Raw genomic sequence first — 12,466 nt, forward strand, 5'->3', positions numbered from 1 at the left:
CATTATTTTGCAACAGGTGCCTGCTTGGTCAGCCCCAGCTTCGCACGGACTTCGTCAGGGCCGATCACGCGCGCGCCCATATTCTCGATGATGGATCCCGCACGTTCCACCAGTTGCCAGTTCTCGGCCATTACACCCTTATCCAGCCAGAGGTTGTCCTCAAGCCCAACGCGCACATTGCCGCCCGCCAAAACCGAAGCCGCGACAAACGGCATCTCGTTCCGTCCCAGTGAAAACGCGCTGAAGGTCCAGTCATCTGGCACGTTGTTCACCATCGCCATAAAGGTATTCAGATCATCCGGCGCACCCCACGGTACCCCCATGCACAGCTGGACCAAAGCGTTTGGTGCCAGAATCCCTTCCTTCACCAGTTGCTTTGCAAACCACAGGTGGCCAGTGTCAAAGGCTTCGATCTCGGGTTTGACACCCAGATCAGTCATCATTTTGCCCATGGCGCGCAATGCACCGGGCGTATTCGTCATAACATAATCGGCCTCGGCAAAGTTCATTGTGCCGCAGTCCAGGGTGCATATCTCGGGCAAACATTCGGCAATATGCGCCACACGTTCGGATGCTCCGACCATGTCCGTGCCCGCGGCCACGGGAAACGGGTTTTCAACACCGCCGAACACGATGTCGCCGCCCATCCCGGCCGTCAGATTCAATACGACGTCCACATCAGCGTCGCGGATGCGGTCTGTCACCTCGCGATACAGATCCAACTGGCGGCTTGGCGCACCGGTCTCAGGGTCGCGCACGTGGCAGTGTACCACTGCCGCCCCGGCCTTGGCGGCAGCGATTGCGCTGTCGGCGATCTGCCGCGGTGAACGCGGCACATGCGGACTGCGGTCCTGCGTTCCGCCCGAGCCGGTTACGGCACAGGTAATGAAGACTTCGCGGTTCATTTCCAGAGGCATGGTGTTTTCCCCAAGTTATACCCGGTTCTGCCTTGGGTTTTCCCCAGGCTTTTCCCCGGATTCCGATTTGCGTTCTGACCCGACTCTGGCGCAGCTTTGGGAAACCCACTTGGCAATATGCGAATCAAACTTGATGAAATCCGCAAAAAACATACTGCAACCGGAACACCGCGCCCTAAAAACTGCGGTGCTTGTACTGGACGAATGCAACACGCTCAGCTTTGCCTCTGCGGTGGACCCGATGCGGGCCGCGAACCGTCTGGCGGACCGCCCGGCCTTTGATTGGGACTATGTAACCGCGACGCCAGAACCCGCGATTCTGACCAGTGCGTTGCAAGTGCCCGGTATTCCACTGGCCCGGTTGCAATCCTGCGACCTGATGATCGTGGTCGCCGGGTTCCAACTGGCCCGCCACGCCACCCCAAGCCTGCTGGCTGGTCTGCGGCGCATCGCGGGCACAGGCGCAACGATGGCAGGCATTGATGGCGGCCCGTGGCTCCTGGCCGAGGCCGGGCTACTGGATGGCCATCTGGCAACAACCCACTGGGAAGACCTAGAAAATTTCGCCACGCGGTTTCCCGAAGTTGATGTGCGCACCGACCGCTTCACCGTTTCGGGCAATCGACTGACTTCGGGTGGCGCAATTCCGGCTGTCGAGATGATGCTGCACATCATCACCGCCCGTCATGGCGCAAGTTTCGCCGCGCGCGTTGCGGGCCTGTTCCTTTACGATGGTGCTCCGGACCCTGGAAAACCGCAAAGCCGCACAGGCGCACCCCATCGCCACACAGCACTGACCGCCAAGGCCAACTCGATGATGCAGGCGTCACTTGATGATCCCCTGCCGCTGGCCTTTATCGCAGACCGCCTGGGCACCAGCCCACGGACGCTGCAACAACAGTTCCGACTGCGCCTGAACACGACGCCGCAGGACCACTATCTGCAACTGCGCCTGGCCGAGGCCCGCCGTCTGGTCACCGACACCGACATGCCACTGATGGATGTGGCGCTCGCCACCGGCTTTGCTTCGCAATCCAGCTTTGCCCGCGCTTTCCGCACCGCCCACGGTCAATCGGCCCGCGACCTGAGACACGAACGCGCGCATCCCACCCATCACTGACCGGATCCTTCTTCATCTGGCCAAAAATATCCCGGGGGCGTCGCCAAAGGCGACGGGGGCAGAGCCCCTAAAACGGCATCGGGTGCGCCCGATGTGCCCTGCTGATCTCGGCCAACACATCCTTGGATAATTCAAGATCCACGCCCGCCAGAATATGATCCAGCTGTGCAACGGTCGTGGCCCCGAAGATTGCCGACATCATGAACGGGCGCGTCCGGCACCACGCCAACGCCATATGCACCGGATCCAGACCATGCCGTGCGGCGATGTCCAGATAAGCTGCAACCGCTTCGAAAACACGACCTGATCTCCGGCCACCCATCTCAGGCACAAAGGACATACGCGATCCGTCAGGCACACAGCCATTTTGGTACTTTCCGGTCAGAAAGCCTGCTGCCAAAGGGGAAAACGCCATCAACCCAACATCTTCATGCACACTCAACTCACCCAGGTCGGTGTCAAAATGGCGGCACAGCAATGAATACTCGTTCTGCACCGATGCCACGCGCGGTGCCCCCATCTGGTCGGCCAGCCGCAGCCATTGCGCGGTTCCCCAAGCGCTTTCATTCGACAGGCCAAAGGCACGGATATTGCCCTTGTCTACCTGAGCCTGCAATGCCTCAAGGCATTCTAGCATGTTGCTCAGCACTTCATCTGTGTTTTCGCCAGACGGCGCATAATCCCAGTTCTGCCGAAACATATAGCTGCCCCGATTGGGCCAGTGAAACTGATAGAGGTCAATGTACCCGGTCTGCAAACGTCGCAAAGACCCCTCAACTGCTTCGGGTATTGTGCGGGCAGTGATCGGCGCACCATCGCGGACAAAGGACAGCCCCGCGCCGGAATGCTTGGTCGCCAAAACATAATCTCCCCGGCGGGTAGTATTGGCCGCGTTCCAGTTTCCCAGTATCTCTTCGGTGCGCCCGATCGTTTCTTTCGCGACAGGGTTCACCGGATACATTTCGGCCGCATCGACAAAGTTGATCCCCGCGTCCAACGCCATATCCATCTGCCGGTGCGCATCCGTTTCAGACGTTTGAGAGCCAAATGTCATCGTGCCAAGGCACAGATCGCTCACCATAATTCCGGTACGGCCCAAGGGCTTCTTCTGCATTGTCGTATCTCCTGAAAATTGCGGGCCGGTCAGGCTTCAGCCTTCTTCTCCCATCGCCCGGACTCCTCCGACCAATATTGTGCGGAACATCCGGCATCCGTCAGCGCTTTCCACTGCCCGCGCGCCTGTTGTACAGCCATGTCGTCATTGCCATCGAACAGGATACAAACCCGTTCCAACGCGGCGACTTCTTCCGCTTCGACCGGCGCGCCATCCACAGCCATGATGCAGGTCGCGTCGTTTCCCGCCACGGCGCTGGTGGTCAGCAGGATCGGCTGGTCCGCGTCGTGCGGGCCGCCAGCGCGACCATGCGGCAAGAATCCCTCCTCGGGGCCCAGCCACAGCTTTTCATCCAGCCAGTCCATCCGCGCAGGGTCAGTACCCCGCACGGCTATCCGCCACCCGGCTTGCCGCGCCTTGTCCAGCAGCACGGGCAAGGTGTGCTCCAGCGGCTGGCGGGTCAGGTGGTAGAAATAGACAGCGCCCATATGCTTACTCGAAATTGTCCTGCACAAACCGGCTCAGCGCGCGCACGCCCCAGCCGGTGGCGCCTTTGGGCGCATAAGAGGTCTCTTCAGACACCGATGCGACGCCCGCAATGTCCAGATGAATCCACGGTGTTTCCTCTTTTACGAACCGCTGGAGGAACTGCGCGGCGGTGACTGAACCGGCGGGGCGACCGCCCACGTTCTTCATGTCGGCAATGCGCGATTTCAGCAACTTGTCATAGGCGTCGCCCAATGGCATCCGCCAAGCGCCTTCATCCTCGGCCTTGGCAGATTTCAGGAAGGCATCACAAAACGTGTCATTGTTCGAAAAGACACCAGCGTTTTCATGGCCCAACCCGATGATGATCGCACCGGTCAAAGTTGCCAGGTCAATCATACCGACCGGCTTGAATCGTTCCTGCGCGTACCACATCACGTCACACAGAACTAGGCGGCCCTCGGCGTCGGTGTTGATGATCTCGACCGTATCGCCCTTCATCGACCTGACCACATCACCCGGACGGGTGGCGTTACCTGATGGCATATTCTCGACAAGACCGACCAGCGCCACGACATTGGCTTTTGCCTTGCGCTTGGCCAGCGCGCGCATGGTGCCCGCAACAACGCCGGCGCCGCCCATGTCCATGGTCATCTCTTCCATGCCAGCAGCGGGTTTGAGCGAGATACCACCCGTGTCGAACACCACGCCCTTTCCGACCAGTGCCAAAGGCGCGTCATCCTTGGCCCCGCCATTCCACTGCATCACCACCACTTTCGAAGGGCTGTCCGAGCCCTGCCCGACGCTTAGCAACGTGCGCATTCCCAGCTCGGCCAGCTTGTCTTCGTCCAGTACTTCGACCTCAAGACCCAGCCCCTGCATCTCAACCAGGCGGTCCGCGAATTCAGTGGTGGTCAAAACATTTGCTGGTTCATTGGTCAGATCGCGCGTCATCCGAACGCCATCAGCAATTGCATAGAGAGGTGCAAAATCTGCCTCGGCCTCCGCAGGCTTTGCGTGGCTGATTGTCACTGTGCCCGCCTTCTGGCTTTCCTTGGTTTTATGCGCGTCGAATTCATAGCTGCGCAGAACAATCCCCAGTGCCAGATCCTCGGCCCGCGCCTGATTGCCCACCATCACCAGCATGTCCTTGCCGCCTGCCAGCTTAGCCAGTGCCGCCCCTGCCTTACGGGCTTCGCCGGCCTCGGGGCGACGTGGCAGAACCAGAACATCCAGCGCCTCTGCCGCCATCCCTGTGGGCCATGCCATCGAGATGACATCACCTGTCTTCGACTTTCTGAAACTCTCGCTTTCAACAAGCCGCGCCAAGCCGCCCTTCGTCAGACGGTTTGCCCGGCGGGCTGCCGGGCTCATCTTACCGTCATCCGGAATGATGATGGCGATGCGCCCTTTGGCCTGCGCCATAGCCTCCAGGTCAAATTCCTGAAAACGGATCGGTATCAGACTGCTCATTGTACACTCCTCGAATTCTGTTCCCCAAGACCTAGCCCGCGGGGCACGCATTGACCAGATAGCAGTTTTCCCCGCCTTTCAATTGCATTAAGGTCCCGAAAAAATGACCGGCAGGCTCGGGGGAGAAAGACGTGGTACGAGAGGGCAGGCATACGCCGTCGCGCACAGCATTGCGCAGGCGCGATATCAGCCCGACGCCCCGCACTACAGGCGCAGCGGGGTTGTGCCTATGATCCTGGACCGTTATTTCGCTCGCCGGTTCCTGCAAAGTTTCATGGTCATCGGAGGTATTTTCCTGACCTTGATGATTCTCATCGATCTGATCGAACAGATTCGCCGCTTTGACGATTTCGACCTGTCTTTTGCCCAGTTGCTGCACCTCACACTGCTGAATACACCAGCCGCCATCAGCGAAATGCTGCCTTTGCTGGTCATCCTGTCCACCATCGCGCTGTTCGTTGGGCTGGCACGTACGTCCGAACTTGTGGTGACCCGTGCAACTGGCCGCTCGGGCATCCGCGCTTTGGTCGCCCCTGTCCTGTTGTCGCTGATCATCGGCGCTCTGGCCGTTGCACTGTTGAATCCCATCGCAGCGGCCACATCTGAAGAGTTCCGCCGCTTGTCGGATTCATACCGAAACAACGGCAGCTCGGCCCTTTCGATCAGCAGCGAGGGCCTGTGGCTGCGCCAGTCTGCCGAGAATGGGCAGGCCGTTATCCACGCCCGGGCAACATCGAACCAAGACAAGCTGCGGCTGGACGGTGTTACCGTCATCACCTTTGGGCGGGATGGCAAACCAACCCAGCAAATTGTTGCGGATCGGGCAGAGTTGGAAGACGGGAACTGGGTTCTGTATCAGGCAAAAACCTGGGCCTTGCAGGATGGGCAGAACCCTGAATCCAATTCAGTTGTGCACGAGCGTCTGGAGCTGCCGACCTCGCTGACCCGACAGCGGATCATGGATACGTTTGGGCAACAGGATTCGGTTTCAGTTTATGACCTGCCCCAGTTGATCAGCGACCTTCGCGAGGCGGGGTTTTCGACCAAACAATATGAGGTCTGGCTGCAGGTACAGCTGGCCCGGCCTTTCTTTCTGATCTCGATGGTTCTGATCGGGGCCGCGTTTACCATGCGCCACGTTCGGTTCGGCGGTACTGGGATCGCCGTTCTGACAGCCGTCCTGCTTGGGTTTGCCATCTATTTCGTGCGCAATTTCGCGCAAATCCTCGGGGAAAACGGACAATTGCCCATCTATATCGCTGCCTGGGCACCGCCCTTTGCCGCAATTCTGCTGTCTCTTGGTCTGCTACTGCATGCGGAGGACGGCTGATGCGGCATATCGTTCCTGTATTGCTTACCAGTGCACTGGCTTTGTCCGTCCCGGCGGGAACTGCAGCACAGACATCCCAAGGCCGGCCACAACCACAGGGCACACAAGCGCAGCAAGAGCCCGCCTTGCTGGTGGCCGACAAGGTATTCATCACGCCTGAGCGCAAACTTGTGGCTGAAGGCAATGTCGAAGCCTTTCAGGGCGACACCAAGTTGTCCGCCCATCGTATCACGTATGACCGCGAGACTGGCGAGCTGATATTGGAAGGCCCCATTCGTATCGATCAGGGTGGTCAAACTACGCTGCTGGCGGATTCAGGGCAACTGGACAGCGGAATTCAGAATGGACTGCTGATCGGTGCACGCATGGTGTTTGAACAGCAGGTACAGATCGCCTCGGTTCAGGCGAAACGGGCCGCAGGACGTTATACACAATTCAGCAAGGTTTCAGCCACATCCTGTCATGTCTGCACCGACGGCAGGCCGCCTCTGTGGCAGATCAGGGCGCGCAAAGTCACGCATGATCAACTGGAACGGCAACTATATTTCGAAGGCGCGCAGCTTCGGGTCCTGGATTATCCGGTATTCTACTTTCCCTATCTGCGCTTGCCCGACCCAACGCTAGAGAGGGCAACCGGCTTTCTGGTTCCTTCTATCCGCAGCACCTCGCAATTGGGCACTGGCGTTCAGGTTCCGTATTTCTTCAAACTTGGCGATCACAAGGACCTGACACTTACGCCTTACGTCTCAGCCAAGACGACAACTCTGGGATACCGCTATCGTCAGGCCTTTGTGAACGGACGCATTCAGGTGGAAGGCGCTTATACACGGGACGATGTGCAACCCGATCAGGATCGCGGCTACCTGTTTGCCACCGGCTGGTTCAATCTGAAGAACGATTTCCGTCTGACCTTCAATCTGGAAACTACATCCGACGATGCCTACCTGGCCGATTACGGCTTGCCGGATCTGGACCGCTTGCGCAGCGAAATCGCACTGGAGCGGATCAAGCGCGATAGTGCGTTCAAAACCGGCCTGATCTACTACAAAACACTTCGGGACAGCGAAAATCAGGACGAAATCCCGTCCCGCGTCTTCGACCTCAACTATGAAAAACGCTATTTTCCCAGCACGCTAGGGGGCGAGGTTCGGCTGGCATTCATCGGTCATGCGCACGAACGCACCAGCGATACAGATGTTGTTGGTCGCGACATGGCACGGGCCACCTTCGATGCCGAATGGCTACGCAGCTGGACTTTCTCATCGGGGTTGCGGGTCGATACCACGCTTGGGGCGTCGGTTGACACTTTCAACATTCGTCACGACAGCAACTACCCCGACAACGTGACCCGATCTACGCCGCGCGCGGCTTTGACTCTCCGTTATCCAATGACCCGGCGCGAGGAATCGGGGGCTGTTCAGTTCCTCGAACCGATTGCGCAGTTCGGATGGACACATGTATCGGACACCGATGTTCCGAATGATGAAAGCACTTTTCAGGAATTCGATCAGGGCAACCTTCTGTCCCTCTCGCGGTTCCCTGCTGAAGATCAGCGCGAGAACAGTGCCACTGGTGTGGTTGGCCTGAACTGGGCCCGGTATGGCGCGGGTGGCTGGCAGGCCCAAGCGACTGTGGGCCAAGTGTTTCGGGCCGACGCCGATCCAAACTTCACGCTGACATCGGGATTGCAGGGCACATCGTCGGATTTGCTGGTGGCCGGGCAGATCAGCACGGCCAATGGCTGGTCACTTGCCGGACGCGGTCTGATCGACGGGGATTTCAGCTTTGTCAAAGCCGAACTGCGCGGCGCATGGGCATCCGAAAATGCCGGCCTTTCCGGCAGCTATATCTGGCAGGAACCGGACCCGGCGGAAAACATCACCGAAGAAATCTCGGAAATTCTGCTTCTCGGACGCTACCAGGTCGATCAGAACTGGCTGACCAATGCCCTGGCGCGCTACGATCTGGCTGAGTCGGAGCCGATCCGGTTGGGTCTGGGTGTGACCTATCAGAACGAATGCGTTCGGGTTAACATGTCCGTAAGTCGGCGCTTTACTTCAACATCCACTATTGAGCCTTCGACAGAATTCGGCTTTACCCTTTCTCTGACAGGGTACGCCCTTGAAGGCGGTGGCAAGACATACAAGAGAACATGCAGTTGATATCAGGTTTCTCCAGGTTTCTCCGTTCCGGTTGGCTTAAACCGGTCACACCGGCACTGGTTGCCGCAGTTTTTGCAATCGCGCCTCTTCAGGGAAGCGCGCAAAGCCTGTTCTCACCCGCGATCCGCGTCAATCAGGATATTGTCACCTGGTACGAGCTTGAACAGCGCCTGCAATTCCTGAATGTTCTGGGTTTGCCCGGTGGTAACGAAGCTGACGTCAGGGATGCCCTGATTGATGAAAAACTGCGCAGGCAGGTCATGCGCAGCGCCGGCGTACAAGCGACGCCCGAGGCCGTTCAGCTGGGCATCGACGAATTCGCCTCGCGCGGACAATTGTCATCCGAACAATTCCTGAAACTTCTCGGCGACGCGGGCGTCGACCCTGAAACGGTCCGGGATTATGTCGCGGATCAACTGGCATGGCGCGACTACATCAGCTCGCGCTATCTGTCGCAGGCGCGCCCGACCGAGGATGAGATTGATCGCGCGCTGGGCCAGACGGGCGGTGGCGGATTGCAGGTCCTGCTGTCCGAAATCATTATCCCGGTAAACCCGCAAACGGTTGCCCAGACCGAGCTGTTGGCCGAAGAAATCTCGCGCCTTGAAGGGCAGGACGCGTTTTCTGCTGCCGCCGCTCAGTATTCCGCAGCCGCAACACGGGGTCAGGGTGGACGTCTGGAGTGGCTGAACATCTCGAACCTGCCCCCGGCGCTTCAACCTGTCATCCTGGGGCTTCAGACCGGTGAGATCACCGACCCGATCACCCTGCCGAACGCGGTTGCCCTGTTTCAGATGCGGGGCTTGCGCGAAGTCGCAACCGGCGCTCCGCGCATTTCAAAGTTGGATTATGCCGCCTATTACCTGCCTGGCGGGCGCAGCGCCGAAACCCTTTCGCGGGCCGCGAAGTTGAAAGAAGAAATCGACACTTGTGATGATCTCTATGGCATTGCCAAGGATCAGCCCGCCGAAGTTCTGGACCGGGTCGAAGCCGCACCTTCCGAGGTGCCCGGTGATATTGCCGTGGAACTGGCCAAGCTGGACCGGAACGAAGCGTCGGCGACTCTGACCCGCAACAATGGTCAGACGCTTGTGTTTCTGATGCTGTGCAACCGCACGCGGGATCTGGGCGAAGACACCTCTCGGGGCGATGTCGCCAACGCGCTGGCGCAGCAACGTCTTCAGGCCTTTGCGGCCAGTCTGGTGGAGCAGCTGCGGGCTGACGCTGTCATTACTCAGGAATGATACGGCCCGTCGCGCTCAGCTGCGGCGAACCGGCCGGTATCGGCCCGGAAATCGCGGCCAAGGCGTGGGCTGAACTGCGCGATGCCTGCCCGTTCTTCTATATCGGGGACGCCAGCCACCTGCCAGCAGGCACACCCGTTGCTAAAATCGAACACCCAAGTCAGGTTGCTGAAGCCTGTGGCCGGGCCCTGCCCGTTCTTCAGATGGATTTTCCCGCCGCGAACGTATTCGGCCAGCCGAATCCGGCCAACGCGCCATCGGTGGTTGATGCCATCGAAACCGGTACCGAACTGGTACAGACCGGTGAGGCCGCAGCGCTTTGCACCGCACCGATCAACAAGAAAGCCCTGATTGACGGCGCAGGGTTCACCTTTCCTGGCCATACCGAGTTTCTGGCAGCCCTTTCCGGAACCCGCCGGGTAGTCATGATGCTGGCCAGCGAGCAGTTGCGCGTCGTTCCCGCGACGATTCACATTCCATTGTCACAAGTTCCCGCGGCACTTACCCCTGATCTTCTGCGCGAAACGATTGAAATCACTGCACGCGGTTTGCGTGATCAGTTCGGTATCGCGCATCCCCGGATCGCAGTTGCAGGCCTGAACCCGCATGCAGGTGAAGGCGGCAAGATGGGCACAGAGGAGCTCGACTGGATTGCTCCGATGCTGGCTGATCTGAACCCCGAGGACGCGACGATTACAGGCCCCCACCCTGCGGATACGCTGTTTCACGCAGCCGCCCGCGCCCGCTATGACGCCGCCATCGCCATGTATCACGATCAGGCCCTGATCCCGATCAAGACGCTGGATTTCGACCGGGGCGTGAATGTCACCCTTGGCCTGCCGTTCATCCGTACCTCACCCGACCACGGAACAGCACTGGACATCGCGGGGAAAGGCATCGCCAACCCCTCCAGCCTTATCGAAGCCCTGAAACTTGCCCAACGCATGGTAAAAAGCTCTTGATCCTTCACCTGGCTGAAAATATCCCCGCCGGAGGCACAAAAATCTCGGGCACAGCCCCTTTCACAGGCGCCAAGGTATTCCGATCATGAGCGCTATAGACACGCTTCCCCCTCTGCGCGAGGTCATCGCAACCCACCAGCTTTCGGCGCGCAAATCGCTGGGGCAGAATTTCCTGTTGGATCTGAACCTGACTGCCAAGATCGCCCGACAAGCCGGCGATTTGTCAGAATGCGATGTGCTTGAAATCGGCCCCGGTCCCGGTGGGTTGACACGAGGCCTGCTGTCCGAAGGCGCGCGCAAGGTCGTGGCCGTCGAAAAAGATACACGGTGCATTGCCGCCCTGAACGACATCGCCGCCGCGTATCCGGGTCGGCTTGAGGTGATCAACGGCGACGCACTGGAGATCAACCCGCTTGAATATCTGACACCGCCAATCCGCGTCGCCGCCAACCTGCCCTACAATGTCGGCACCGAGCTGCTGGTGCGTTGGCTGACACCGCCCGAATGGCCCCCATTCTGGCAGAGCCTGACGCTGATGTTCCAACGCGAAGTGGCCGAGCGTATTGTTGCCCAACCCGGTAGCAAAGCCTATGGACGCCTTGCCATCCTTGCCCAATGGCGGGCAGAGGCACGTATCGCCATGTTGCTTCCCCCCGGGGCCTTCACTCCGCCGCCCAAGGTTTCAAGCGCCGTGGTCCACCTGACCGCATTGCCCGAGCCACGCTATCCCGCCGATGCCGCCACCCTGTCGCGCGTCGTGGCTGCCGCCTTCAACCAACGCCGCAAGATGCTGCGCGCCTCACTCAAAGGCATTGCCCCGGATATCGAAGACCGCCTTTGGGCCGCAGGTATCAAGCCCACGGACCGTGCCGAGCAAGTCCCGCTGGAAGCGTTCTGCGCTTTGGCGCGCGAAGTTAAGAAAACCTGAACAAACGAAAAAGCCCCGAGTTAAACCTCGGGGCTTGGTTCTTTGGACATCGGCTTTATTCTGCCGCCTCCGGTGCGTCCCCCGTGTCGGCAGGAGCATCCTCTTTTGCCTCGGGTGCAGCTTTGGGCTTCCGGGCGCGTGGCTTGCGCGCGGGTTTTTCCTTGCGCGGAGCCTCTTCCGGTGTTTCAGCCGCCGGGGTTTCTTTGTTTTCCGGGGTCTCCACCAGACCGCTATCGGGCTCTGAAACTTGCTGAGACAGGTCCATCACATCAGGCTGCGGTGCTTCGGCCGGATCAGCCTGGCGGGTCGCTTCGCGTTCCTGACGTTCGGCACGTTCACGGTCGCGCTCGGCCTGGCGTTCGCGGTTCTGGCGCTCCTGCTCTTCACGGCGCGCGTCAATCTCGCGCTGCGCTTCGCTCAGCATCCGCAGGTAGTGTTCCGCGTGTTGCTGGAAGTTCTCTGCCGCCACGCGGTCATTCGACAGCTGAGCGTCACGTGCCAACTGGTTGTATTTGTCAATAATCTGCTGCGGCGTGCCACGGACCTTGCCTTCGGGACCCGAGCTGTCAAAAACCCGATTTACGACGTTGCCGCCAGAAGGACGATTGCGGTTATTCTTGGCCCGCGAACGGGGTTTGGAAGATCTCATCTTACTTTACGTCAGCCTTATCAATGCGCTGTCGCTCAACCCGTGTTTTGCACTGCTCTAAGGCGTTTGCCGTGACGGGAA

General features: G+C 59.4%; 11 protein-coding genes. 6 read left to right on the forward strand and 5 right to left on the reverse strand.

The window, feature by feature from the left end; genetic code table 11:
• Positions 1-2: 2 nt before the first annotated feature.
• Positions 3-917 carry a 3-dehydrocarnitine:acetyl-CoA trimethylamine transferase BcoG gene (gene bcoG, locus ACR0ES_RS02855; RefSeq protein WP_480869420.1) on the reverse strand — a complete coding sequence of 305 codons (915 nt, stop codon included), beginning with the start codon at positions 915-917 and terminating at the stop codon, positions 3-5.
• A 133-nt stretch (positions 918-1,050) separates the two neighbouring features.
• Between bcoG and ACR0ES_RS02860 the strand changes: the two genes are divergently transcribed.
• The gene (locus ACR0ES_RS02860) at positions 1,051-2,037 is read left to right on the forward strand and encodes a GlxA family transcriptional regulator (protein ID WP_480772800.1); all 987 of its coding nucleotides are present in this window, start codon (positions 1,051-1,053) and stop codon (positions 2,035-2,037) included.
• A gap of 67 nt (positions 2,038-2,104) precedes the next feature.
• Here the strand turns inward: ACR0ES_RS02860 and ACR0ES_RS02865 are convergent, their stop codons facing one another.
• Genes ACR0ES_RS02865 through ACR0ES_RS02875 form a run of 3 tightly spaced genes read right to left on the reverse strand, consistent with a single transcriptional unit; the run spans position 2,105 to position 5,110 of the window.
• Entirely contained in the window at positions 2,105-3,151 is a 1,047-nt protein-coding gene (locus ACR0ES_RS02865) for an aldo/keto reductase (RefSeq protein WP_480772801.1), read from the reverse strand.
• Between the two features lie 29 nt (positions 3,152-3,180).
• Positions 3,181-3,639: a DNA polymerase III subunit chi gene (locus tag ACR0ES_RS02870; RefSeq protein ID WP_480869423.1), complete on the reverse strand. Its 459-nt coding sequence runs from the start codon at positions 3,637-3,639 to the stop codon at positions 3,181-3,183.
• Positions 3,640-3,643: 4 nt separating this feature from the next.
• Positions 3,644-5,110, reverse strand: coding sequence for a leucyl aminopeptidase (locus tag ACR0ES_RS02875; RefSeq protein ID WP_480869425.1), 1,467 nt, complete (start codon positions 5,108-5,110; stop codon positions 3,644-3,646).
• A 229-nt stretch (positions 5,111-5,339) separates the two neighbouring features.
• On the opposite strand from ACR0ES_RS02875, the gene lptG reads away from it, so the two are divergent.
• From lptG to rsmA, 5 genes are all read left to right on the forward strand, one after another.
• Positions 5,340-6,440: an LPS export ABC transporter permease LptG gene (gene lptG, locus ACR0ES_RS02880; RefSeq protein ID WP_480480588.1), complete on the forward strand. Its 1,101-nt coding sequence runs from the start codon at positions 5,340-5,342 to the stop codon at positions 6,438-6,440.
• On the forward strand, positions 6,440-8,602 hold the full coding sequence (locus ACR0ES_RS02885; RefSeq protein ID WP_480869428.1) for an LPS-assembly protein LptD: 2,163 nt from the start codon (positions 6,440-6,442) through the stop codon (positions 8,600-8,602). Before lptG ends, ACR0ES_RS02885 begins: the two co-directional genes overlap by 1 nt.
• Entirely contained in the window at positions 8,593-9,846 is a 1,254-nt protein-coding gene (locus ACR0ES_RS02890; RefSeq protein ID WP_480480584.1) for a peptidylprolyl isomerase, read from the forward strand. Before ACR0ES_RS02885 ends, ACR0ES_RS02890 begins: the two co-directional genes overlap by 10 nt.
• Complete coding sequence (gene pdxA / locus ACR0ES_RS02895; protein WP_480480582.1) at positions 9,843-10,808, forward strand: 4-hydroxythreonine-4-phosphate dehydrogenase PdxA; 966 nt, start codon at positions 9,843-9,845, stop codon at positions 10,806-10,808. The genes ACR0ES_RS02890 and pdxA overlap by 4 nt, the downstream gene beginning before the upstream one ends.
• An 85-nt stretch (positions 10,809-10,893) precedes the next feature.
• Positions 10,894-11,736: a 16S rRNA (adenine(1518)-N(6)/adenine(1519)-N(6))-dimethyltransferase RsmA gene (gene rsmA, locus ACR0ES_RS02900; protein WP_480772803.1), complete on the forward strand. Its 843-nt coding sequence runs from the start codon at positions 10,894-10,896 to the stop codon at positions 11,734-11,736.
• A 55-nt stretch (positions 11,737-11,791) separates the two neighbouring features.
• Here the strand turns inward: rsmA and ACR0ES_RS02905 are convergent, their stop codons facing one another.
• Positions 11,792-12,385: a DUF4167 domain-containing protein gene (locus tag ACR0ES_RS02905; protein ID WP_267364566.1), complete on the reverse strand. Its 594-nt coding sequence runs from the start codon at positions 12,383-12,385 to the stop codon at positions 11,792-11,794.
• Between the last annotated feature and the right edge of the window lie 81 nt (positions 12,386-12,466).

Source organism: Ruegeria sp. N7 (assembly GCF_056531345.1).